General features: G+C 67.6%; 18 protein-coding genes and 1 pseudogene. 9 read left to right on the forward strand and 10 right to left on the reverse strand.

Annotation, left to right across the window (positions count from 1 at the left end; genetic code table 11):
• Nucleotides 1-41: 41 nt before the first annotated feature.
• Nucleotides 42-1,286 (reverse strand): SGNH/GDSL hydrolase family protein, encoded by a 1,245-nt coding sequence (locus ACZK33_RS09645; protein ID WP_121503041.1) that lies wholly within the window; start codon nucleotides 1,284-1,286, stop codon nucleotides 42-44.
• A gap of 97 nt (nucleotides 1,287-1,383) precedes the next feature.
• Here ACZK33_RS09645 and ACZK33_RS09650 point away from each other — a divergent pair, with 97 nt between their 5' ends.
• Nucleotides 1,384-2,301 (forward strand): LysR family transcriptional regulator, encoded by a 918-nt coding sequence (locus ACZK33_RS09650; RefSeq protein WP_423174838.1) that lies wholly within the window; start codon nucleotides 1,384-1,386, stop codon nucleotides 2,299-2,301.
• 121 nt (nucleotides 2,302-2,422) lie between these two features.
• Here ACZK33_RS09650 and recN read toward each other — a convergent pair whose 3' ends face one another.
• Nucleotides 2,423-4,084 carry a DNA repair protein RecN gene (gene recN, locus ACZK33_RS09655; protein WP_032128288.1) on the reverse strand — a complete coding sequence of 554 codons (1,662 nt, stop codon included), beginning with the start codon at nucleotides 4,082-4,084 and terminating at the stop codon, nucleotides 2,423-2,425.
• Nucleotides 4,085-4,199: 115 nt separating this feature from the next.
• Between recN and hrcA the strand changes: the two genes are divergently transcribed.
• The 4 genes from hrcA (at nucleotide 4,200) to dnaJ (ending at nucleotide 9,230) form a co-directional block, all read left to right on the forward strand.
• Nucleotides 4,200-5,264 carry a heat-inducible transcriptional repressor HrcA gene (hrcA, locus tag ACZK33_RS09660; protein WP_010484463.1) on the forward strand — a complete coding sequence of 355 codons (1,065 nt, stop codon included), beginning with the start codon at nucleotides 4,200-4,202 and terminating at the stop codon, nucleotides 5,262-5,264.
• Between the two features lie 63 nt (nucleotides 5,265-5,327).
• Nucleotides 5,328-5,843 (forward strand): nucleotide exchange factor GrpE, encoded by a 516-nt coding sequence (grpE, locus tag ACZK33_RS09665; RefSeq protein ID WP_032128290.1) that lies wholly within the window; start codon nucleotides 5,328-5,330, stop codon nucleotides 5,841-5,843.
• Between the two features lie 182 nt (nucleotides 5,844-6,025).
• Nucleotides 6,026-7,951, forward strand: coding sequence for a molecular chaperone DnaK (gene dnaK / locus ACZK33_RS09670; RefSeq protein ID WP_032128291.1), 1,926 nt, complete (start codon nucleotides 6,026-6,028; stop codon nucleotides 7,949-7,951).
• Between the two features lie 154 nt (nucleotides 7,952-8,105).
• The gene (gene dnaJ, locus ACZK33_RS09675; protein WP_032128292.1) at nucleotides 8,106-9,230 is read left to right on the forward strand and encodes a molecular chaperone DnaJ; all 1,125 of its coding nucleotides are present in this window, start codon (nucleotides 8,106-8,108) and stop codon (nucleotides 9,228-9,230) included.
• A 100-nt stretch (nucleotides 9,231-9,330) separates the two neighbouring features.
• Here the strand turns inward: dnaJ and ACZK33_RS09680 are convergent, their stop codons facing one another.
• Complete coding sequence (locus ACZK33_RS09680; protein WP_423174839.1) at nucleotides 9,331-10,128, reverse strand: AraC family transcriptional regulator; 798 nt, start codon at nucleotides 10,126-10,128, stop codon at nucleotides 9,331-9,333.
• Nucleotides 10,129-10,200: 72 nt separating this feature from the next.
• Between ACZK33_RS09680 and ACZK33_RS09685 the strand changes: the two genes are divergently transcribed.
• The 3 genes from ACZK33_RS09685 to ACZK33_RS09695 all read left to right on the forward strand — a co-directional run bounded on the left by ACZK33_RS09685 (nucleotide 10,201) and on the right by ACZK33_RS09695 (nucleotide 14,017).
• A complete protein-coding gene (locus tag ACZK33_RS09685; protein WP_164162773.1) occupies nucleotides 10,201-11,400 on the forward strand; it encodes an MFS transporter in 1,200 nt (399 codons plus the stop codon).
• A 587-nt stretch (nucleotides 11,401-11,987) separates the two neighbouring features.
• The gene (pdxY, locus tag ACZK33_RS09690) at nucleotides 11,988-12,896 is read left to right on the forward strand and encodes a pyridoxal kinase (RefSeq protein WP_032128295.1); all 909 of its coding nucleotides are present in this window, start codon (nucleotides 11,988-11,990) and stop codon (nucleotides 12,894-12,896) included.
• Nucleotides 12,893-14,017 (forward strand): prephenate dehydrogenase, encoded by a 1,125-nt coding sequence (locus ACZK33_RS09695; protein ID WP_423174840.1) that lies wholly within the window; start codon nucleotides 12,893-12,895, stop codon nucleotides 14,015-14,017. The genes pdxY and ACZK33_RS09695 overlap by 4 nt, the downstream gene beginning before the upstream one ends.
• A gap of 266 nt (nucleotides 14,018-14,283) precedes the next feature.
• On the opposite strand, the gene ACZK33_RS09700 is transcribed toward ACZK33_RS09695, so the two are convergent.
• The 5 genes and pseudogenes from ACZK33_RS09700 to ACZK33_RS09720 all read right to left on the reverse strand — a co-directional run bounded on the left by ACZK33_RS09700 (nucleotide 14,284) and on the right by ACZK33_RS09720 (nucleotide 18,469).
• On the reverse strand, nucleotides 14,284-14,478 hold the full coding sequence (locus tag ACZK33_RS09700) for a hypothetical protein (protein WP_005409247.1): 195 nt from the start codon (nucleotides 14,476-14,478) through the stop codon (nucleotides 14,284-14,286).
• Nucleotides 14,479-14,548: 70 nt separating this feature from the next.
• Nucleotides 14,549-16,321, reverse strand: a complete 1,773-nt coding sequence (locus tag ACZK33_RS09705) for an ABC transporter transmembrane domain-containing protein (RefSeq protein ID WP_423174841.1) — start codon at nucleotides 16,319-16,321, stop codon at nucleotides 14,549-14,551.
• Nucleotides 16,314-16,910 carry an IMPACT family protein gene (locus ACZK33_RS09710; protein WP_049400110.1) on the reverse strand — a complete coding sequence of 199 codons (597 nt, stop codon included), beginning with the start codon at nucleotides 16,908-16,910 and terminating at the stop codon, nucleotides 16,314-16,316. The genes ACZK33_RS09705 and ACZK33_RS09710 overlap by 8 nt, the downstream gene beginning before the upstream one ends.
• Before the next feature lie 40 nt (nucleotides 16,911-16,950).
• Nucleotides 16,951-17,954, reverse strand: a pseudogene (locus ACZK33_RS09715) (hypothetical protein).
• The gene (locus ACZK33_RS09720) at nucleotides 17,951-18,469 is read right to left on the reverse strand and encodes an RNA polymerase sigma factor (protein ID WP_229301232.1); all 519 of its coding nucleotides are present in this window, start codon (nucleotides 18,467-18,469) and stop codon (nucleotides 17,951-17,953) included. The pseudogene ACZK33_RS09715 and the gene ACZK33_RS09720 overlap by 4 nt, the downstream one beginning before the upstream one ends.
• Nucleotides 18,470-18,716: 247 nt before the next feature.
• On the opposite strand from ACZK33_RS09720, the gene ACZK33_RS09725 reads away from it, so the two are divergent.
• On the forward strand, nucleotides 18,717-21,557 hold the full coding sequence (locus ACZK33_RS09725) for a bifunctional diguanylate cyclase/phosphodiesterase (protein ID WP_423174843.1): 2,841 nt from the start codon (nucleotides 18,717-18,719) through the stop codon (nucleotides 21,555-21,557).
• Between the two features lie 19 nt (nucleotides 21,558-21,576).
• Here the strand turns inward: ACZK33_RS09725 and ACZK33_RS09730 are convergent, their stop codons facing one another.
• Both ACZK33_RS09730 and ACZK33_RS09735 read right to left on the reverse strand, forming a co-directional pair.
• Nucleotides 21,577-22,170: an LOG family protein gene (locus ACZK33_RS09730; protein ID WP_317217758.1), complete on the reverse strand. Its 594-nt coding sequence runs from the start codon at nucleotides 22,168-22,170 to the stop codon at nucleotides 21,577-21,579.
• Nucleotides 22,171-22,388: 218 nt separating this feature from the next.
• A complete protein-coding gene (locus ACZK33_RS09735) occupies nucleotides 22,389-23,885 on the reverse strand; it encodes an aminotransferase class III-fold pyridoxal phosphate-dependent enzyme (protein ID WP_478454422.1) in 1,497 nt (498 codons plus the stop codon).
• Nucleotides 23,886-24,062 lie beyond the last annotated feature (177 nt).

Genomic DNA, 24,062 nt, shown 5'->3' on the forward strand with positions numbered 1-24,062 from the left:
GATGCGACGAAACCCCGGGCTTGCCCGGGGTTTTTCGTTGCTTACGGCAGATCCACGCCATGTGTGAGGGGCCCCATCAACACCTCCAGATCCACCGCCTCGGCCATGGCCAGGTTACCCGCATCGCCCGGATGCAGGTGGTCGCCGGAGTCGTAGGCGGCAGCCATCCGTGACGGATCGGCCGGGTCGCGCAGCGCGGCGTCCAGGTCGATCACCGCGTCAAACGGGTTGTCGCTGCGCAGCCAGGCATTGAGCTGTTGGCGCAGGGCCTCCTTGTCCGGCTGGTAGTAGTCGTCCAGCGGCGTGCCGGGCAGGGCGCCGGCGAACGGCGTCAGGGTGGCGCCGAGGATGCGTAGACCCCGCCGATGGGCCTGCTCGGCCAGGGTGCGATACCCCGCCTGCAGTTCGGCCAGCGTGGGCCGGGCCTGGTTCCGGGCGAAGGCGGTGCCGGGCCAGCTGATGTCATTGATGCCGATCAGCACGACTACGCTGACCACGCCTGGTTGATCCAGCACGTCACGCCGGAAGCGGGCCAGGGCGGATTCGCCCATGCCATCGCGCAGCAGCCGCCCCCCGGAAATACCGGCGTTGACCACGGCAACGCCCCGCGGTGCCAGACGCGCCGCCAGATGGTCGGTCCAGCGCTGGTCCTGATCGAGGCTGGCGGTGGCGCCATCGGTAATCGAGTCGCCGATCACCACCACGCTGCGTGCGCTGGCAGCGGCCTCGACCTCGATGCCGGCCAGGAACAGGCGGGCAGTGGTGCTGCTGGCCCCGCTCAGAGCCTGGGTCTGGCTCTGGTCGCCGGGCGCAATCCAACTGGTCTGCCGACCCTCCCAGTGGAACGTCTGCACGGGCGTCGGCCCGGGCACGAAGACACTGATCTGCAACGCCTGGCGGTCATCCGTGGCCACCGCTAGTGGATCGCTCAGCCGTTCCTGACCGGGCTCGATCGATACGCCGGGCTGGCCGTCGAAACTGAGCGGCTGCGGGGCGGCACCCGCGTGTGCGGCCACGCTGGCCGCCCCGATCCGCAGCGGCTGGGTGCCGTAGGCATTGCTCAGCCGCACCCGCAGCCGGGGCCCGCCCAGGCTGATGCGCGCGGTCTGGCGGAAGGTCTGGTCCTGCAGCGTGGCCGGAACCAGGGTCGGGAACAGGAAATCGGCGCCCCAGACCGGTTGCGGACTGGCCTGCCAGCTGGCGACCCAGTGCGGGGCCGGGGCGGCACTGGCTGCGCTGGAGAGGGCGATCAAGGCGGTCGCGGTGAGCTGGCTGAGGCGGTTCATCGGGCAATCCCGGGAGGAGGGAGGGCCATGGTGATTCTCCGTCGATCTGTGAACTAGACTGCGCATGGATAATCATCTGTGAACTGGATTCATCGCCATGGCGCGACCCGACATCAACCGATCCGGCGAACTGGAAGTGTTCGTGCGGGTGATCGAGACCGGTGGCTTTTCCGCCGCCGCGCGTACACTGGATATGACGCCGTCGGCAGTCAGCAAGCTGGTGGCCCGGCTGGAGCAACGGCTGGGTACGCGCCTGCTGCAGCGCTCCACCCGCCAGCTGCAGCTGACCCCGGAAGGCTGCGCGTTCTACGAGCGCGGCCTGCGCGTGCTGGCCGACCTGGAGGAGGCCGAGCGCTGCGCCAGCGCCCATGCCGAGCCGCGCGGACGCCTGCGGGTCAATTCCAACGTGCCGTTCGGCCAGCATTTCCTGTTGCCGCTGCTGCCGGTGTTCCTCGAACGCAACCCGCAGGTGGGCGTGGACCTGACCCTCAACGACGAGGTGATCGACCTGCTTGAGCAGCGCACTGACGTGGCGGTGCGGGCAGGCCCGCTGAAGAGTTCCAGCCTGGTGGCGCGACGGCTCGGTGCGACGCGGATGATGATCGTGGCCGCGCCAGCCTACGCGCAGCGGCATGGACTGCCGCGCAACGCTGAGGAGCTGATGTCGCACAACCGTCTGGACATCGGCCATGCGCGTGCGATGCAGGGCTGGCCGCTGCTGCAGGACGGACGCGAGCGGATGGTGCTGCCCAGTGGCAATGCCCGCGCCAGCAACGGCAACGCGCTGCGGCAGCTGGTGCTGGGCGGGTTGGGCATGGCGCGGCTGGCGACCTACCAGGTGCAGGAGGACATCGCCGCCGGACGCCTGCTGCCGGTGCTGGAAGAGGCCAATCCCGGTGACCTGGAAGAGGTGCACGCGGTGTTCCTGGGGCAGGGTGGCTACCTGCCGCTGCGGGTGCGCGCGTTCCTTGATTTTCTGGTGGAAACGGTGGATCTGGCGCGGCCACAGGGGTAGTGCCGGCCGCTGGCCGGCAACCTCATGATCTTCGTTCACCTGTGTTGGGTTGCCGGCCAGCGGCCGGCACTACCTCGCGCGTTGTAGATCCACGCCATGCGTGGATAACCGCGAACAGGCCTCAGACCTGCAGCAGCTTGCGGGCGGCGGCGCGCGCTTCCTTGCTCACTTCCACGCCGCCCAGCATGCGCGCCAGCTCTTCCTCGCGCGCCTTGCTGTCCAGCTTTTCCACCGCGCTCTGGGTCATGCCTTCCACCGGCGCCTTGCTGACCCGGTAATGCGCGTGGCCCTTGGAGGCGACCTGCGGCAGGTGGGTCACGCACAGCACCTGGCGCTTCTCCCCAAGGGCGCGCAGCTTCTGGCCGACGATGTCCGCCACCGCGCCACCGATGCCGGAGTCGACTTCGTCGAACACCATGGTAGGCACCGCATCCAGGTCCAGCGCGGCCACTTCGATGGCCAGCGAAATGCGCGACAGTTCACCGCCCGAGGCCACCTTGCGAAGGGCGCGCGGTGGCTGGCCGGCGTTGGCGGCGACCAGGAACTCCACGCGCTCGGCACCCTGCGGGTCGGGCTTGCCGGCGTCCTGCGGTTCCAGCTCGATCAGGAACTGGCCGCCGCCCATGCCGAGCTCGGCGATGATGCCGGTGGTGGTGGCCGACAGTTCGGCAGCGGCGCTGCGACGGCTGGCGGTCAGCACCTCGGCCTGTACGCGCCAGGCCGCAGCGGCCTTGTCGATTTCGCCGGCCAGGCGCTGCAGGCGTTCGTCGGCGCCGCGCAGCTGTTCCACTTCGGCATGCATGCGCTCGCGCTGCGCGCCGAGCTCGTCCATCGGCACGCGGTGCTTGCGGGCCAGGTCGTGCAGGCGGCCGAGGCGACGCTCGTTCTCCTCGAACTGCTCCGGGTCGGCGTCGAGGTCGTCATGCACCCGGTCCAGCAGCGACAGGGCTTCGTGCAGCTGGATCGAGGCGTTCTCGATCAGGCCGTCCACCTCGCCCAGGCGCGGGTCGTGTTCGATCAGGCGCGACAGCTCGTGGCGCACCTGCTGCAGCAGGTCCAGCGCGGAACTGCCGTCGTCGCCATTGAGCTGGTTGCTGGCCGCCTGGCAGGCGCTCAGCAGGGCGCTGGCGTGGGCCTGGCGGCGGTGGCTGGCACCGAGTGCGACGATCGACTCCGGTTCCAGATCTTCGCGGTCCAGTTCGCGCAGCTGGTGCTCCAGGAAGCCGATCCGGTCACTGACGTCGCCCTGTTGCGACAGCGCCAGCGATTCATCGACCAGCGCCTGCCAGGCCGCGGCGGCGCGGCGCACCTGGCGGCGCTCGTTCTCGTTGCCGGCATAGGCATCCAGCAGGGCCAGCTGCGACGGGCGCGTCAGCAGGGCCTGCTGTTCGTGCTGGCCGTGGATCTCCACCAGCAGCGAGGCCAGGTCGCCCAGCTGGGCCAGGGTCACCGGACGGCCATTGATCCACGCCCGCGAACCGCCATCGGCACGGATCACACGGCGCAGCTGGCATTGTTCCTCGTCGTCCAGCTCGTTGTCGGCCAGCCATTGGCGCGCGGCCTGCAGCTGGTCCAGCGCGAACTCGGCGGAAAGTTCGGCGCGCGCAGCGCCGTGGCGGACCACGCCACTGTCGGCGCGCAGGCCGGACAGGAAGCCCAGCGCGTCGACCATCAGCGACTTGCCGGCGCCGGTCTCGCCTGAAACCACGGTCATGCCTGGCCCGAACTCCAGTTCGGTGGCGCGGACGACGGCAAAATCCTTGATCGAAAGATGTCTGAGCATGGGTAAGGGGGTATCAGCAGCCGCGCAACGCTAGCACGCGGGCGAGGGAGGTCCAATGACTTGCCAAGGTGATGCGCCGCCATTATCTAGTGTCCGTGTCTCACAGGTTGATTCCATGCACGGTTCTCCCGACCAGCTTGCCCCGCGTGCGCGCCATCTGCTGCGCACGCTGATTGCGCGTTACATCCAGGACGGCGAGCCGGTCGGCTCGCAGACGCTGGCGCGCGTGGCCGGGCTGGAGGTCAGTCCGGCCACCATCCGCAACATCCTGGGTGACCTGGAAGACCTGGGGCTGCTGGCCTCGCCGCACACCTCGGCCGGGCGTGTCCCGACCGCGCATGGCTACCGCGTGTTCGTCGACAGCCTGCTGCAGATGCAGCCGCCGGGCGAAGGCGAGCTGGCCCGGTTGCGCCAGGAACTGGCTGGCGGCGGCAGCACCCAGGCCCTGCTCGGCAGCGCCTCGGAGCTGCTGTCGGCGATGAGCCACTTCGTCGGCGTGGTCAGCGCGCCGCGACGCGAGCAGTTCGCCTTCCGCCAGATCGATTTCGTGGCGCTGGACGGGCGCCGGGTGCTGGCGATCCTGGTGTTTGCCGACAACGAGGTGCAGAACCGCGTCATCGAGACCCGGCAGGAGTTCGCGCCGGGTCAGCTGGAGCAGGTGGCCAACTACCTCAATGCGCATTTCGCCGGCCTGCCGATGGCCGAGATCCGCACCCGCCTGCTGTTGGAGCTGCGCGATGCCCGTTCCGAGCTGGAGCAGCTGCTGGCGCACAGCATCGAACTGGCCGAGCAGGCCCTGCAGCCGGCTGCCGACGACATGCTGGTGGCCGGCCAGACCCGCCTGATGGGGGTGCAGGACCTGTCCGACCTGGAGCGCCTGCGCGAGCTGTTCGAGCTGTTCTCCAGCAAGCGCGAGATCCTGCAGCTGCTGGAGCGGACCATCCAGGCCCCAGGCGTGCGCATCTTCATCGGCGAAGAGACCGGGATGATGCCGCTGCAGGGGGTCTCGCTGGTCACCGCCCCGTACACCGCCAATGGCCAGGTACTGGGCGTGCTGGGCGTGATCGGCCCCAAGCGGATGGCCTACGACCGCATGATTCCGCTGGTCCAGGCCACTGCCGATGTGCTCGGCGCGGCCTTTTCACCGGCCGGGCGCACTCCCGGAACATCCGACGCTTGAAACGCAGCATCCCGCCCACACTAGGGTGGGTGGAGGCGGAGATTGACCGCCAGGGACCCAGACATGAACCACGAACATCCAGATATCGAATCCCAGCAGACTGCCGCCGATGCGGCCGCCGCCGCCGGCGTCAACGACGAAGTGGAGCGCCTGCGCGCCGAAGTCGAGCAGATCAAGGCCGATGCGCTGCGTGAGCGCGCCGACCTCGAGAACCAGCGCAAGCGTGTTGCCCGTGACATCGAGCAGGCCCGCAAGTTCGCCAACGAGAAGCTGCTTGGCGAGCTGCTGCCGGTATTCGACAGCCTGGATGCCGGCCTGAAGGCCGCCGGCGACGACCCGCATCCGCTGCGCGAAGGCCTGGAGCTGACCTACAAGCAGCTGCTGAAGGTCGCTGCCGACAACGGCCTGGTCCTGCTGGACCCGATCGGCCAGCCGTTCAACCCGGAACACCACCAGGCGATCAGCCAGGTGCCGACCCCGGGCGCCGCCCCGGGCAGCGTGGTGACCGTGTTCCAGAAGGGCTACCTGCTCAACGAGCGCCTGCTGCGGCCGGCGCTGGTGGTGGTGGCCGCCGATTGATCGGCCGGGCCGGGCCATGCCCGGTCGCGGTCGTGCCAGGCCATGCCTGGCAAGGTTTTCCAGGCGCTGAACACAGCGTTCGGGAGGTGGCTTGAATGTTCCACGAGCCTCCCCCACATCGTATTCATCCACCGGCCGAACGGCCGGACTGACCCCAACAAGCATCCTCAGGAGTCTCCCCCATGGGCAAGATCATTGGTATCGACCTCGGCACCACCAACTCGTGCGTGGCGATCATGGACGGCGGCAAGGCCCGCGTCATCGAGAATTCGGAAGGCGATCGCACCACCCCGTCGATCGTCGCCTACACCAAGGACGGCGAAGTCCTGGTCGGCGCCTCGGCCAAGCGCCAGGCCGTGACCAACCCGAAGAACACCTTCTACGCGGTGAAGCGCCTGATCGGCCGCAAGTTCACCGACGCCGAAGTGCAGAAGGACATCGCCCACGTCCCCTACGGCATCCTGGCCCATGACAATGGCGACGCCTGGGTGTCGACCAGCGACGGCAAGAAGATGGCCCCGCAGGAAATCTCGGCCAAGGTGCTGGAGAAGATGAAGAAGACCGCCGAGGACTTCCTCGGTGAGAAGGTCACCGAAGCGGTCATCACCGTGCCGGCCTACTTCAACGACAGCCAGCGCCAGGCGACCAAGGACGCCGGTCGCATCGCCGGCCTGGACGTCAAGCGCATCATCAACGAGCCGACTGCGGCTGCGCTGGCCTATGGCCTGGACAAGGGTGACAACAAGGATCGCAAGATCGTGGTGTACGACCTGGGCGGCGGCACCTTCGACGTCTCGGTGATCGAGATCGCCAACGTCGACGGTGAGAAGCAGTTCGAAGTGCTGGCCACCAACGGCGACACCTTCCTGGGTGGCGAAGACTTCGACAACCGCGTCATCGAGTACCTGGTTGAAGAGTTCAACAAGGACCAGGGCATCGACCTGCGCAAGGATCCGCTGGCCCTGCAGCGCCTGAAGGACGCCGCCGAGCGCGCCAAGATCGAGCTGTCCAGCGCCCAGCAGACCGAAGTGAACCTGCCGTACGTCACCGCTGACGCCTCGGGTCCGAAGCACCTGAACATCAAGCTGACCCGCGCCAAGCTGGAAGCGCTGGTGGAAGACCTGATCAAGAAGTCGATCGAGCCGTGCCGCGTCGCCCTGAACGATGCCGGCCTGCGTTCGAGCGACATCAGCGAAGTGATCCTGGTCGGTGGCCAGACCCGCATGCCGAAGGTGCAGCAGGCGGTGACCGAGTTCTTCGGCAAGGAACCGCGCAAGGACGTCAACCCGGACGAAGCCGTGGCACTGGGTGCTGCGATCCAGGGCGGCGTGCTGGGCGGCGACGTCAAGGACGTGCTGCTGCTGGACGTGACCCCGCTGTCGCTGGGTATCGAAACCATGGGCGGCGTGTTCACCAAGATCATCGAGAAGAACACCACCATCCCGACCAAGGCTTCGCAGGTGTTCTCCACCGCCGAGGACAACCAGTCGGCCGTGACCGTGCACGTGCTGCAGGGTGAGCGCGAACAGGCCCGCTTCAACAAGTCGCTGGCCAAGTTCGACCTGTCCGGCATCGAGCCGGCCCCGCGTGGCCTGCCGCAGGTGGAAGTGTCCTTCGACATCGACGCCAACGGCATCCTGCACGTGTCGGCCAAGGACAAGAAGACCAACAAGGAACAGAAGGTCGAGATCAAGGCCGGTTCGGGCCTGTCCGAGGAAGAGATCGCGCGCATGGTCGCCGACGCGGAAGCCAACCGCGAAGAAGACAAGAAGTTCCAGGAGCTGGTGCAGGCCCGCAACCAGGCCGACGCCCTGATCCATGGCACCCGCAGCGCCATCACCGAGCACGGCAGCAAGGTCGGCGGCGATGTCATCGGCAAGGTCGAGGCGGCGCTGGCCGACCTGGAAACCGCGATGAAGGGTGACGACAAGGCACAGATCGAAGCCAAGTCGAAGGCACTGGAAGAAGCCGGCCAGTCGCTGTTCGCCGCCGCTTCGGCCGACCAGGGCGGTGCCGCCCCGGGTGCCGACGCCGGCAATGCGGGCAAGCCGCAGGATGACGTGGTGGACGCCGAGTTCACCGAAGTCAAGGACGACAAGAAGTCCTGATCCGGACCGACACGGGACGCTGGCCATCAGCGTCCCGTTGTCGCATCAGGGTCCTGACCGCCCACCGGTGTGTCGGGGCGCCCGACGCAAGAGCGGACCTGGTTCCGCTCTTCCGCTTTGACGAATCCCGACTTTCCGGAACCCGATTCACGATATGAGCAAGCGCGATTACTACGAAGTGCTGGGCGTTGCCCGCACCGCCAACGACGAAGAGCTGAAGAAGGCCTACCGTCGCTGCGCGATGAAGTTCCACCCGGACCGCAACCCGGGTGATGCGGCGGCCGAAGCCTCCTTCAAGGAGTGCAAGGAAGCCTACGAAGTGCTGTCCGACGGCAACAAGCGCCGCATGTACGACAGCCATGGCCACGCCGCGTTCGAGCACGGCATGGGCGGTGGCGGTCCGGGCGGCCCGGACATGAACGATATCTTCGGCGATATCTTCGGCAACATCTTTGGCGGTGGTGGCGGTGGTCCGCGCCAGGCCCGTCGCGGCGCCGACATCGGCTACGTGATGGAACTGGACCTGGAAGAGGCCGTGCGCGGCGTCGAGCGCCGGATCGAGATCCCGACCCTGGCCGAGTGCGGCGACTGCGATGGCAGTGGCTCCGAAGACGGCAAGGTCGAGACCTGCAACGTGTGCCATGGCCGTGGCCAGGTGCGCATCCAACGCGGCATCTTCGCCATGCAGCAGGCCTGCCACAACTGCGGCGGCCGCGGCCAGATCATCGCCAAGCCCTGCAAGACCTGCCATGGCAATGGCCGTGTCGAGGAAGACAAGGTGCTGTCGGTGAAGGTGCCGGCCGGTGTCGATACCGGCGACCGCATCCGCCTGCAGGGCGAAGGCGAAGCCGGTCCGGCCGGTACGCCGCCGGGCGACCTGTACGTGGAAGTGCGCGTGCGCGAGCATGCGATCTTCCAGCGCGATGGCGACGACCTGCACTGCGAAGTGCCGATCCGCATCTCGCAGGCGGCACTGGGCGATACCGTGCGGGTGGCCACCTTGGGCGGCGAAGCGGAGATCCGCATTCCGGCCGAGACCCAGACCGGCAAGCTGTTCCGCCTGCGCGGCAAGGGCGTGCGTTCGGTGCGCAGCCGCAGCGAAGGCGACCTGTACTGCCGCGTGGTGGTGGAGACCCCGGTCAACCTCACCAACGAGCAGCGCAAGCTGCTGGAGCAGTTCGAGGCCACCTTCGTCGGCGAGGAAGCACGCAAGCATTCGCCGAAGTCGGCCACCTTCATGGATGGCGTGAAGGGCTTCTGGGACCGGATGACGTCCTGAGTTTTTCGACGGAAGCGATGAACGATAGCGCCGGGCCATGCCCGGCGTTGTCGTTTGTGGTGCAGTAGATCCAGGCCATGCGTGGATGCCGTTCAAAGGATCAGCGGAAGAACGCCGCCGGCGTCTGCCCCAGCTGCCGCTTGAACATGCTGGTGAATGCACTCGGGCTGTCGTAGCCCATCGCCAGCGCGACATCGATGACCTTGTCGCCGACCGCCAGTCGCTCCAGGGCGGCCAACAGCCGCGCCTGCTGCCGCCACTGCCCGAAGGTCATGCCCAGTTCGCTGGCGAAATGGCGCTGGATGGTTTTCACGTCCACCTGCAGCGCCTGCGCCCAGTCCTGCAGGGTGGCGTCGTCGCCGGGATGTTTCTGGATGTGCTGGCAGATCCGCTGCAGGCGCGGGTCGGAGGGCGAGGGCAGGTGTAGCGGCAGCACGTCCATGCGGTGCAGCTCGTCCAGCAGCAGGCGCACCACGCGGCCGTCGCGGCTGTCATCCACATGCGCGGTCTCGATCAGGCTGGCGGCGAGCAGCAGCTCGCGCAGCAACGGCGCTACCTGTACCGCGAACGCCTCGTCCGGCAGCTGCGGCGCGAAGTCCGGTTCCACATACAGGCTGCGCATATGCACCTCAGCGATGCAGTCCACCGCATGGGCCATGCCGGCCGGCACCCAGATCGCGCGGGTCGAGGGCACCACCCAGCGGCCGCCGTCCGCGCGCACCACCATCAGACCGGACATGGCGAAGACCAGTTGGTGACGGCGATGCCGGTGTGGCGCGATGTGGGTGCCGGGCGGGTAGTGGCGGGCGCGGCTGGTCACCGGGCGATGTACCGGCACTTCGTTCCACGGCGCGGTCTCGCGGATCGGGCAGGGAGTGTCCTTTTTGCGATATGCCATGACCCGAACGCGGCAGAAGGGAGTGGGGGGCCACCGTAGCATGCGTGGCTCGCCCCCAACCTGACTGTGTCCATGTCGACCCTGGCTTCTCCCGCAACGACCTCACGCCCGGTGGCTCCCGGCGTGCTGGCCGCCATCTCCACCTCGCATGTCGTCAACGACATGATGCAGTCGCTGATCCTGGCCATCTATCCGGTGATCAAGGGCGGCTTCAACCTCAGCTTCACCCAGATCGGCCTGATCACGCTGACCTACCAGCTCACCGCCTCGATCTTCCAGCCGTTGATCGGCATGGCCACCGACCGTCGCCCAGCCCCGTACTCGCTGCCGATCGGCATGGCCTCGACCCTGTGCGGCATGCTGCTGCTCGGCTTCGCACCGAACTACGCGGTGGTGCTGATGGCGGCGGCGATGGTCGGTATTGGCTCGGCCATCTTCCATCCGGAAGCCTCGCGCATCGCGCGACTGGCCTCGGGCGGCCGTCACGGCTTCGCGCAGTCGGTGTTCCAGGTGGGTGGCAATTTCGGAACAGCGCTGGGCCCGTTGATCGCTGCCGCAGTGATCGTGCCGTATGGCCAGCACGCCGCATCGTGGTTTGCCGGCGCCGCTCTGATCGGCATCGCTCTGCTGACCTATGTCGGCCGCTGGTACGCGTTGCATCTGGGCACGCCACGACCGGTCAGCACGGCTGCGATGGCGCCGCGGCATCCGCCGCGCACCGTGGCCAAGGTACTGGCGATCCTGCTGGTGCTGATCTTCAGCAAGTACTTCTACATGGCCAGCATCGGCAGCTACTTCACCTTCTACCTGATCCACCATTTCGGCATTCCGGTGGCGCAGGCCCAGCTGCATCTGTTCGCGTTCCTGGTGGCGTCCGCCGCTGGCGGCTTCCTTGGTGGCCCGCTGGGTGACCGCATCGGCCGCAAGCCGATCATCTGGACCTCGATCCTGGGCGTGGCCCCGTTCGCGCTGATGCTGCCGCATGCTGATCTGCTGTGGACGACCGTGCTGGCGGTGCTGATCGGCTTCGTGCTGTCCTCGGCGTTCTCGGCGATCGTGGTGTACGCGCAGGAAATGATGCCGCACCGCATCGGCATGGTGTCCGGCCTGTTCTTCGGCTTCGCCTTCGGCATGGGCGGGCTTGGGGCGGCTGTGCTGGGCCTGCTGGCGGACAAGACCAGCATCGAATACGTCTACCAGTTGACCGCGTTCCTGCCGCTGCTGGGCATCGTGGCGGCGTGGCTGCCACCGTCGCGGCCTGCTGCTCACTGAGGGGTTTGGGTTTGCAGGGCTTGCAGCCCTGCACCTGCCGAAGCCAAGGCAACGGCAACGGCAACGGCAACGTCAAATTCAAAAGCTGGCTTTCCGTGGGTTCGCGGGGTGGGTCCGGTTGAGGGGGACGGCGTAAATACGTCCCTGTAGCCTCGGTCGCGCCATCCATGGCGCTCACGCCCCCTCAACCGGACCCACCCCGCCTTCGACAGATTCCCGCGGTCTGTCGGAACGGGGTACTGCTCTGGTGGGTGTCGACCTTGGTCGACACGGATGAATTCGTTCGATATCTGACAGATCTGTCGACCAAGGTCGACACCTACCAACAGCCGCGCGGAACAACAGGCGCAGTTACCAACAGCCGCGTGAACCTGTCGAAGGTGGGGCGGTGTCGGATTGCGGGGTGTCAGCGGCATGGATGCCGCTGCCAAGCCTGCAAGGACGTACTTGCGGCGTCCCCGCACTCCGACACCGCCCCGCCACCCCACGGAATGCCGCTTTGGCTTCGGCCGTTGCGGTTGCCGTTGCATTGAGCAGGTGCAGGGCTGCAAGCCCTGCCGAAACCCCCTTGGGCGTAGAATGCGGCCATGAGCGAATCCCTTGATAACCACCTGGTCCACGGCCGCCGCCAGCGGCCGGATGGTCCGTCGCCGATCGATGTCATCTCGGTCCAGTCGCAACTTGTCTACGGCCACGCCGGCAACAGCGCCGCCGTACCGCCGATGCGTGCGCTCGGTGTGCGCGTCGCGGAAATTCCGACCGTGTTGCTGAGCAATGCGCCGTTCTACGACACCACGCGCGGTCGGGTGCTGCCCGCCGACTGGTTCGCCGACCTGCTGCTGGGCACCCACGAGCGCGGCCTGCCGCAGCGGGCGAAAATGCTGGTTTCCGGCTACTTCGGCAGCACCGCCAACGGTGCCGCCTTCGCCGACTGGCTGGACAACATCCTGCCGGTCTGTCCGCAGCTGCGTTACTGCCTGGATCCGGTGATTGGTGACACCCACACCGGCCCCTACGTGGAACCGGGCCTGGAAGCGATCTTCGCCGAGCGACTGCTGCCGCATGCCTGGCTGGTGACCCCGAACGCCTTCGAACTGAATCGTCTGACCGGTATGCCGGCACTGGCCGAGGCTGATGCCATCGCCGCCGCGCGCACGCTGCTGGACCGTGGCCCGCACTGGGTGATCGCGCACAGCGTGGGCGGTAACCCGGGTGAGCTGGTGACCCTGGCGGTCGGTCGCGAGGAAACCTGGCGCTGGACTTCGCCGCTGCTGCCGGTGGACGTGGCCGGCACCGGTGACGTGCTGATGTCGCTGGTGGTGTCGTTCCTGTTGCGAGGTGAATCGATGCAGCAGGCGATTTCGCGTGCGATTGCCGGTACCCATGCGGCGCTGGAGGCGACTCTGGACAATGGCTTCGAAGAGTTCGACGTGATCGCGGCGGCGCCTGCCGCACTGGCCGAAGGCACGCGCTTCCGCGCCGAACGCGTGGCATGAGCAGCTTGCTCGAACGCACGCCGCGCACGGTCGGCATCGTCGGCAGTGCCGGCGCCTATGGGCGCTGGCTGAGCCGCTTCTTCCAGCAGCACATGCAGCTGCAGGTGATCGGCCACGATCCGGCCGATCCGGACTCGCATACGCCGGAACAGCTGCTGGCGCAGGCCGACGTGCTGGTGTTCTCGGCACCGATCCGGCATACGCCGGCTCTGATTGCCGAGTACGTGCGGCAGTCGGCCGGCCGTGAGCAGGACCGGCTGTGGCTGGACGTGACCTCGGTGAAGGATGCGCCGGTGCAGGCGATGCTGGCCTCTCAAGCCGAAGTGGTCGGCCTGCACCCGATGACCGCGCCACCCAAGGCGCCGACCCTGAAGGGCCGGGTGATGGTGGTCTGCGAAGCGCGGCTGCAGCACTGGCAGCCATGGGTCGATACGCTGTGCACTGCGCTGCAGGCCGAGTGCGTGCGGGCCGCGCCGCAGCACCACGATCAGATGATGGCGCTGGTACAGGCGATGGTGCATGCCACCCACCTGGCCCAGGCCGGCGTGCTGCGCCAGTACCAGCCGCAGCTGGGCGATCTGGCCGCGATGATGCCGTACCGCTCGGCATCGTTCGAGTTGGACACGGCGATCATCTCGCGCATCCTGTCGCTCAACCCGGCGATCTACGAAGACATCCAGTTCGGTAACCCGTACGTGGCGCCGATGCTGGAACGGCTGGTCGGCCAGCTGCAGGCCCTGCAGGCGCAGGTCGGGCAGGGCGACGACCGTGCGCGTGGTGAATTCCGCGAGCAGCTGCTGTCGGCCAACCGCAGTGCCTTCGGCGAGCAGGCGCTGGCGGACGGCAACTACACCTTTGAACGCGTGGGTTATCTGCTGGCTGACCTGACCGAGCGCAACGCGTTGTCGGTGCACCTGCCGGAGGACCGGCCAGGCTCACTGCGTGAGCTGCTGAACGTGTTCGAGCAGCATCGCATCAGCCTGGCTTCGATCCATTCCTCGCGCACGCCTGGTGGCGAAGTGCATTTCCGCATCGGGTTCGTGGCCGGCAGCGATGCTGCGGCGATCACCCGGGCCGCAGCCGACGTGGACGCCAGCGGCATCGGGCGGGTACTGGGCTGAATTCATCCACAGGCGGTGTGGATGGTTCCTGAGCAAACGTGTGGATAACCTTGCTCAGGCCTTGCCAGCCAAGGCTGTCAAGATACCTGGCCAAAAAATGATCACGCCTTTTGTAGAGTCGAGCCATGCTCGACCGCTTTGGGCAAAAGGCGTGTCGACCAAGGTCGACACCTACCAGAGTCAAGAAAGCGGGTCGATCAAGGTCGACACCCGCCAGAGCGGGGCGATGCGAAATCCGGTAGCGCCGGGGCCATGCCCGGCGAACCTCAGATCGTCAGCCGCAGCTCGCCGCCACTGGTGGTGAACTCGCGGCCATCGCGCACCAGCGGCCGCCCGTCATCCAGTTCGTAGCGTGGCGTGGCTTCAGAGTGATGCCCGCTGCCATTCGCCTCGGGCTTGAACTCGATGATGATGTGGCTTTCGCCGTTGCTGTCGACGGCGGGGAACTGACGGAACGACATCGTGCACCTCCTTCAGCGGATGCGGTTGTTGCGCGGCCAGCTTGGCCGCGCCGATGTTAGCCGGACGTCATCAATCGATGAACTGCAGGCGCGCAAGTTCAGCGTACAGTCCACCTTCGGCCAGCAGCTGTGCGTGCGTGCCCTCGGCGACGATGCGGCCCTGGTCCATCACCACGATGCGGTCGGCCTTGAGCACGGTGGCCAGGCGGTGGGCAATGACCAGTGTGGTGCGGCCCGCCATCAGCCGCTCCAGCGCTTGCTGCACGCTGTGCTCGCTCTGCGCGTCCAGCGCGCTGGTCGCTTCGTCCAGCAGCAGGATCGGCGCATCCTTCAGCAGCGCACGGGCAATCGCCACACGCTGCTGCTGGCCACCGGACAGGCGGGCACCGCGCTCGCCCAGCTCACTGTCATAGCCCTGCGGCAACGCGCGCAGGAAGCCATCGGCCTCGGCGGCACGCGCGGCAGCCTCGACTTCGGCGTCGCTGGCCTGCAGGCGGCCATAGCGGATGTTGTCGCGCGCACTGGCAGCGAACAGAGTCGGCTGCTGCGGCACCAGCGCCAGCTGCGCACGCAGCTCGGCCGGGTCGACCTGGCGCACGTCGATGCCGTCCACGTCGATGCGGCCGCTGGCTGGATCATGGAAGCGCAGCAGCATCGAAAGCACCGTGCTCTTGCCCGCCCCCGACGGACCCACCAGCGCCACGGTCTCGCCGGGGCGGACGTGCAGGTTGAAGTGGTCCAGTGCGGCCTGGTCCGGTCGCTGCGGGTAGTGGAACACCACGTCGTCGAACCGGATCTCGCCACGCAGCGGCTGCGGCAGCGCGTGCGGCTGTGCCGGCGCGCGGATCTCGATGTCTTCCTGCAGCAGTTCGCCGATGCGGCCCATGCCGCCGGCCGCGCGCTGCAGTTCGTTCCACACTTCGGCCAGCGCGCCCACCGAGCCGCCACCGATCAATGCATACAGCACGAACTGGCCCAGCGTACCGGCGCTGAGGCGGCCGTCGATGACGTCGTGCGCGCCCAGCCACAACACACCGACGATGGCGCCGAACACCAGCAGGATGGCGCTGGCGGTGACCAGCGACTGTGCGCCGATGCGGCGACGGGCGGCGCCGATGGCATCACCGAGTGCCTTGTCGAAGCGCCCGCGCTCGTACGGCTCGCGTGCATGTGCCTGCACCGTGCGTACCGCACCCAGGGTTTCACTGGCCAGGCTGTTGGCATCGGCGATGCGGTCCTGGCTGTTGCGTGCGACCGTGCGCAGCTTGCGCGCGCCGATGATGATCGGCAGCACCGCCAGCGGAATGCCGAGCAGCGACCATGCGGCCAGCCGTGGGCTGGTGACGAACAGCATGGCCAGGCTGCCGATGACGGTGACCGTGCTGCGCAGCGCCACGGACATGGTCGAGCCGACCACGCTGCGCAGCAGTTCGGTGTCCGCGGTCAGGCGCGAGACCAGCTCTCCGCTGCGGCTGCGGTCGTGGAAGCCGGCGCCCAGCTGGATCAGGTGGGCATACAGCTGGCTGCGCAGGTCGGCCACGACCTTTTCACCCAGCAACGATACGAAGTAGAAGCGCGCGGCCGTGCCCAACGCCATGACGACCGCCACCAGCATCAGCAGGGCGAAGGCACGGTTGATCTGGCCGCCGCTGCTGAAACCGTGATCGATCATCTGCTTCACCGCCGGAGGCAGGCTCAGCGTGGCTGCAGAAGACACCGCCAGGGCCAGCAGCCAGGCGGTGAACAGGCCGCTGTGGCGGCGCACGAACGGCCACAGCGTGCGCAGGCTGCCGAGGCGCCGCAGCGGCGGGGTCGAAGCGGGGGCGTCGTCCTTGTCAGTCATCCTGGTCGTCGTCTTCTATGCGGATACGGTCACGGGTGGCGTCGCGCAGGCGGATTTTCAATGCGTCGACCTGATCGGCAGGCAATTCGATCCGCAGGCACACGCCATTGGCATCGAACTGTTCATCGCGCTTTTCGGCACCGAAGGCGGGCAGGGTGGCATGCAGGGTACCCAGGTCCTCGAAGCCGGCCAGCAGCTGCAGCCGGGCCATCGCCACCAGCGGCAGGCGCGGGGCGGTGCGCAGGCACTCGGCGGCGGCGCCGCCGTAGGCGCGCACAAGGCCACCGGCACCGAGCTTGATACCGCCGAACCAGCGCGTCACTACCACCATCACCCGGTCGAAACCCTGGCCGTCGATCGCCGCCAGAATCGGACGTCCAGCCGTGCCGGCCGGCTCGCCATCGTCGCTTGAGCGATAGTCCTGCCCGTGCCGGTAAGCCCAGCAGTTATGGGTGGCATCGGCCACCGCGACCTGCTGCAGGAACGCCATGGCCGCTGCAGCGCCATCGATCGGCGCAGCATGGGCGATGAAACGGCTGTGTTTGACTTCCAGCGTGTGGCTGACCGGCTGGGCGAGGGTATCGAGCATTCCCGTCATTCTACGGGGTTGCCGGGTATTCCCGTCCGCTTCAGTCGTCCAGCAGCGGGCGCAGGTCGCGCGGCAGGCGTGCTTCCGGGTACTGCTGCATGTAGCGCTCCAGGCTGGCACGGGCCAGATCGCGCTGGCCGTCGTCGCGTCGTGTACGGATCTTCTGCAGCCACTGCCGGCGCGGCAGTCGTGCGTCAGCGTCCACCTCGGCCTGCACGGCATCCGCGCTCAGGCCCGCATCGCTGCCGCGGCGCATGATGCCAGGTGCAGAACGGCTGGGAGCCTCGCGCTTCATCGAGGTGATTTCTACCCGGTCCAATGCCGGGGCCTGTTCGGCCTGCACGCTGTTGGACTCTGGCGTGCCTGCCGAGCGCGCCTTCAGCGAACCACTGGCGACAACCGGCGCCATCAGCGGCGCGGGTGCCGAGTAGGCGGTGGGAGCCGGAGGCGCAGGGGGGCTGCTGCCGGCGCTGCGGCCGGAGCGGGCGGCAGGGCTGCAAAGGAGGTATCGGCGGCCGCATCCGCAGCCATCGATCGTGCAGCCTGGGCCGGCGCTTCAGCGGTCTCGGCCGGCGCAGGCTTGCTTGCGCGCGCGATGGCCGGTGCCGGGGCAGCGGCAACCGGGGCTGCCTCGGGTGCTGCGGGCGCAGCGGCCGGTTCCGCAGTCGCCACCGCGCTGTCGGCTGCACTGCGCTCAGCGGCCTGATGGGCAGCCGCGACGTCTTCTGCCGCAGCCGGTGCCGCCGCAACAGCGGCCTCGCCCGCCGGAACCGGTGGCGGTTCCGGACGCAGCTGCCAGGCGATGCCGATGGCGAACACCATCGAAGCGGCGATGCCGAACACCGCCGGCCAACGCGGGCGTGTGCGCTGCGTACGTGGTGCTTCGGGAGAGGCGACCGCATCGGCAGCCGGAGCGTTCACGGCAGCGCGGGCCGCGGCCAGGATGGCGGCGTCCAGTGCGGCGGGCGGTGCCTGTTCGGCGCGACGGCCGAGCAGCCGGGCCAGCTCGCGTTCTTCCGGCGTCAGCGGTTCGTCTCGGTTCATGCGTTCAATCCCGCACGCAGCTTGTCCATCGCATAGCGCAGCCGCGATTTCACGGTTTCCCGGCCTACGCCGGTGATCTGGCCGATCTCCTCCAGGCTCAGTTCCTGATCCAGCCGCAGTTGCAGCACTTCGCGCTGCTCGGGCGGCAGTTGTTCCATCGCCAGCTGGATGCGGCGACGTTGTTCGAATTCGGAAAGCTCGCCTTCCGGGGTCTGTCCATCCTCGATCGCGGCCAGGCGCAGGTCGGCATCGGCCGGGGCAGCCGGCCGGTGGCGGGCGGCGCGCCAATGGTCGTTCAGGCGGTTGTGGGCGATGCGGAACAGCCAGGTGCTGAACGCCGCGTCCGGTTGCCACCCCGCACGGGCGCTGATCACCCGCTGCCAGACGTCCTGGAAGATCTCCTCGGCCAGCGCGTTGTCGCGCAGTTGCCGCAGCAGGAAGCCGAACAGGCGCTTGCGATGGCGCGCATACAGGCTTTCAAACGCGCGCAGGTCGCCACCGGCCCAGGCCAGCATCAAGGCTTCATCGGTTGGCAGTGCGCTGGCTTCCACGGCGTACAGGGTAAGGCCTGCAGGCGATGGCGCATAGCCGGTGGCGAGGGCGGGCAGGGCGAGGGTCATGGCTCGGAAGGGGCTACGGTCAGCAGGAAAAACGTACGGGCGCACGATTCGGGGTTTACGGGCTTCCATTGCCCCCCGGGTGGCGCGCTATGCTCGGCGGCTCAGGGGAGGCGACGCACTGACGGCGCCAAGAGATTGTCATTTGTCCACGCATGCTGAACCGGCGGAAGAGCCACCACACGAGGCCGTGCTGAGCGCGGCGCTGGTGCGCGCGTTGCATGCGCTTCTGCCGGAAACGGCCGTGGTCCGCGTCGGCTGGGATGACCCGCAGCTTGGCCGTGGCCAGGGGGCCTGGCCGAGGGCGGCTGCCGGAGGTGATGCGGCAGCGCCAGGCGTGGGCGACGGCCAGCACGGCTGGGAACATGATGGGGCGCGCCTGCTGTTGTCGGTGGAAGGCGCGGTGCCTTCGCCGGCATGGTGGGGGGTTGCCCGGCAGGCGATGGAGCTGGCGCTGCAGCGCGGCCGCCAGGCCGGCCAGATCAAGGCGCTGGAAGAGGCCGAGCGGTTGCAGCAGGCCTTGTTCCAGATTGCAGATCTGGCCGGTGCCGACCTGGAAATGCCTGAGATGCTGCGCCACGTGCATGGTGTGCTGGGCACGCTGATGTATGCCGAGAACTGCTACATCGTGGAATACGACGATGTGCGCGACCAGATCCGTTTCCTGTACTTCGCCGATCAGGTCGATGATTTCGTCGCCGATCCCACGCAGAGCCATGACGCCAGCGAGATGCCGCGCAGCCTGACCGTGGCGTTGCTGCGTCATGGCAAGCCGCTCAGTGGTCCCTCGCGCGAACTGCTGGCGCAGGTGATGGAGCAGGAGCACGACCCGCAACGCGGGCCCGAAAGCCTGGATTGGCTGGGCGTGCCGATGCTGCGCGATGGCCGCGTATGCGGTGCCATCGTGGTCCAGAGCTATGAGCAGGCGGCCCGCTATGGCGAGGCCGAGCGCGCATTGCTGGGCTTCGTTGCGCAGCACGTGCAGACCGCGATGGACCGGCGCCAGGCGCAGGTGCGGCTGGAGCAGCAGGTGGCGCGGCGCACCCAGGAACTGCAGCGCGCCAATCACAGCCTGCAGGACGAGGTGGCCGAGCGTCGACGCGCCGAACAGCTGCAGACCGCCCTGTACAACATCGCCGAGATGGCGATGTCGGCCGACAGCCTGGCGCAGTTCTACGGACAGGTGCATGGGGTGGTCGGGCGCCTGCTCGACGCTCGCAATTTCTACATCGCCCTGGTCAACCCGGCCGGCAACGGCCTGGACTTCGTCTATTCGGTGGACGAGCACAACGCCAGCCGCGCGCCGCGACCGTTCAGCCGGGGCCTGACCGAGTATGTCGTGCGCAACCGGCGGCCACTGTTGGCGTCACGCGCGCAGATCGATGCGCTGCTGGCCAGTGGCGAAGTGCGTGAATCCGGTGCGCGTTCGCACTGCTGGCTGGGCGTACCGCTGCTGCGCGACGACGAAGTGGTCGGCGCGATCGTGGTGCAGAGCTACAGCGAGAACAGCATTTTCAGCGTGCATGACCAGCGCCTGCTGACCTTCGTTGCGCAGAACATCGGTACCGGCCTGGCCCGTCAGCGCGACCAGCAACGGCTGCGCTCGGCGCATGCCGAGCTGGAGAAGCGCGTGGAGGAGCGCACGCGCGAACTGGCCGAGGTCAACGAAAAGCTGCTCGGCCAGATCGGCGAGCGCCTGCGTGCCGAACAGCGCCTGACCCACCAGGCCATGCACGATGCGCTGACCGGGCTGCCCAACCGCCTGCATCTGCTGGACCGCCTGCAGGATGCGCTGGCCCTGGCCAAGCGTGAGGGCGGCCCGGTGTTCGCCGTGCTGTTCCTCGATCTGGACCGCTTCAAGCTGGTCAACGACAGCATCGGCCATGCCGCCGGCGATCGCATGCTGGTGGAAGTGGCCAAGCGCATCGTATCGATGGCCGGCACCGAGGACGTGGTGGCCAGGCTGGGCGGTGACGAGTTCGCGGTGCTGCTGCAATGCCCGCAGGGCCTGGCCCAGGCCTTGGACTTTGGCCAGCGCCTGCTGCTGGCGCTGCAGGAGTCGATGTGGATCGCCGGGCGCGAACTGTTCCCGTCCGGCAGCCTGGGCATCGCGCTGTGGAACCCCCGCTACCGCACCGGCGAAGAGCTGCTGCGTGATGCCGACGCGGCAATGTACCGGGCCAAGGCGCAGGGCCATGACCGCTGTGCGATCTTCGACGAAGACATGCGCGAGCAGGCCATGCGCAGCCTCGATCTGGAAGCCGACCTGCGTCGTGCGATCAACAACCGCGATTTCGTGCCGTTCTACCAGCCGATCGTGCGCCTGTCCGATGGCGAGGTGGTGGGCCACGAGGCGCTGCTGCGCTGGCAGCATGAGCGCCGCGGCCTTCTGCTGCCGGGGGCGTTCCTGGAGCTGGGCGAGGAAAGCGGCCTGATCGAGCAGGTCGACTGGCTGATCTACGAACAGGTGATTGCCGGCCTGGCCGAGGGCGGGCACAGCTATGTATCGGTGAACGTGTCACCGCGCCATTTCCGCTCCGCCGGGTTCAGCGGCCGCCTGTTCGGCCTGCTGGATGCATGTGGTGCCGATCCGCGTCGGCTGCGCCTGGAGATCACCGAGGTGGCGCTGCTGGACGATGGCCCGCACACGCTGCGCATCCTGCAGGGCCTGCGCGAGCGCGGCATCCAGGTGCAGCTGGACGATTTCGGTACCGGCTTCTCGGCGCTGTCCTACCTGCACCGTTTCCCGATCAGTACGCTGAAGATCGACCAGAGCTTCATCGCCGGCCTGCATGGGCCGGAAGTGCAGAGCACGCGGGCGCTGGTCGAGGGCGTGCTGTCGTTGGCGCGTACGCTGGGCATCGAGACCATCGGTGAGGGCATCGAAACCGAGGCGCAGCGGCAGACCCTGCGCGAACTGGGTTGCGACTACGGCCAGGGCTATCTGCTGGGGCGGCCCGCACCGTGGAGCTGCGCGGCGGTCTGAGCCGCCGCGCAGGAAAGCATCAGCGCAGGGCGGCGCGACGCTTTTCGTCGATCCACTTCGAGGCCTGCGCTGGCTTGTAGTTCTTCATCCACTCCAGCATCTCTTCGATATCCGAGCCGTACCACAGGTCCTGGCGCTGGTCCGGGTGCAGGAAACGCTCTTCCACCATGCGGTCGATCATGCCGATCAGCGGGGCGTAGAAACCTTCCACGTCGAGGAAGGCGCACGGCTTGTTGCCGATGCCAAGCTGGCGCCAGGTCAGCATCTCGAAGATCTCTTCCATGGTGCCGAAGCCGCCGGGCAGCGTGACGAAGCCATCGGCGAGGTCGAACATGCGCGACTTGCGCTCATGCATCGAACCGACAATTTCCAGTTCGGTCAGGCCGCGGTGGGCCACTTCCCAGTCGGCCAGCTGGCGCGGGATCACGCCGGTCACTTCGCCGCCGGCGGCGAGCACGGCATTGGCCACGGTTCCCATCAGGCCGACATTGCCGCCGCCGTACACCAGGCGCAGGCCGTCACGGGCGATGCGATCACCCAGGGCAATGGCGCGTTCGGTATAGGCCGGCTTGCTGCCAGCGTTGGAACCACAGTACACACAGATCGATTTCATGGATCTTCCTGTCTCTTGGCCGGAAACGAAAACGCCCCGTCGCCGACCGCAGGGCGGTCAGGGACGGGGTGTCTATGGAGTATGGACCTTCGCGGTTGCCGTCTGTAGAGCCGAGCCACGCTCGGCTGTTCTTCGTTCAGTAGAGTCGAGCTTGCTCGACTGTCGCGGCGCCTGAACGAAGTGCAGTCGAGCAAGCTCGACTCTACAAAGAACGAGACTTACGCCGCCGCTGCCTGCTCGCGGCGAGGGCCTTCACGCAGCGCGCGGCCGACCATCCCCACCAGCAGGTCCAGCTCTTCGCTGTCCATGCCGAAGTGCGGAGTGAAGCGCAGCGAGTTCTCGCCACCGTGAATCACGTTGATGCCGTGCTGGCGCAGCCATTCCTCGGTGGAGTTGGCGCCGTAACACTTGAACTGCGGCGCCAGTTCGCAGGAGAACAGCAGGCCGGTGCCCTGCACCTTGGTGATCAGTCCGCCCAGCTCGTTCTTCAGCTGTTCAAGCTTGCGCACGGCCTCGGCACCACGCTCGGCGATGTTGGCGCGCACCTGCGGGGTCAGCTGGGCCAGGGTGGCGCAGGCCACGTCCAGTGCACGCGGGTTGCTGGTCATCGTGTTGCCATAGATGCCCTTGCGGTACAGCTGCGCGGCATGCTCGGTCACCGCCAGCACCGACAGCGGGTACTGCGCGGCGTTGAGTGCCTTGGAGTAGGTCTCCATGTCCGGCGGGTCCAGGCCTTCGAAGCCCGGGTAATCGACCACCGAGAGCACGCCATGCGCACGCAGGCCGGCCTGGATCGAGTCGAGCAGCAGCAGGCTGCCATGGGCACGGGTCAGTTCGCGGGCAACGGCATAGAACGACGGCGGCACCGAGCGGCCCGGGTCGCCTTCGCCCATCACCGGTTCCAGGAACACCGCCTCGATGAACCACTGGTTGCGTGCGGCATCCTCGAACACCTTGCGCAGGCCGGCTTCGTCGTACGGCGCCACGGTGATCACCGAATCCTCGCCGCGGTAGCTGGCCAGGTGCTGCATGTAGCTCTTGCGGCTGGAATCGGAATACAGGGCAGGGCGGTCGGTACGGCCATGGAAGCTGCCCTTGACCACCACGCGCTTGATCGTGGCGCCGGCGTGGCGCGCGCCGGGGTCGGTCTGCAGCTTGGCGTTGACGTCGGCGATGCGGGCGGCCAGGCCAACCGCCTCGGAGCCGGAATTCAGGCACATGAAGCGCGCGAACGGGCAGCCGCCACGGCGGTGGCCGATCTCGGCGCGCAGGGCGGTGATGAAGCGCTGCTGCGACAGGCTGGGGGTCATGATGTTGGCCATCACCTGCGGGCGGGCCATCGCCTCCAGCACGGCGTCCGGGGTGTGCCCGAAGCCGAGCATGCCGTAGCCGCCGGCGTCGTACAGCACGGCGCCCTTCAGGGTGACCACCCACGGGCCGCGTGCAGCCAGTGCCACATACGGGGTCACCGCGTCATCGGCATAGAAATTGACGAAACCGTCCTGCATCGCGTCGATCTGCGCCTGTTCGTCCTGCGCCAGCAGCGGCCCCAGGTCGGCCTGCACGTGCGCGAATTCCTCGGCGGCGGCGTCCACCGCGGCGATCAGCTGCGGGTGGTTGGCGGACAGGGCGGTCAGGGTGGCGTCGTCCAGGCCGGAGGTGAGGCGGGTGCCGGGCTGGTTGCGCAGGGGGGCGAGGCGTTCGATGAAGCTCATTGCAGATCTCCTGAAACAATGGGTCGCACGGGTCTTCAAAAGCAAAACGCGCGTCATCACGCGCGCTTGGGGCAGGCTCGTGCAGCGGACTTCCGACTCGATGCTAGCACTTGTTTTTTTGCGCGATAACCCCGCAGAAACCTGCTGCATAGCAGCATTTTGCGCGACGTTCGCCGC

The sequence above is a fragment of the Stenotrophomonas sp. 86156_Sma genome (genome assembly GCF_056481625.1).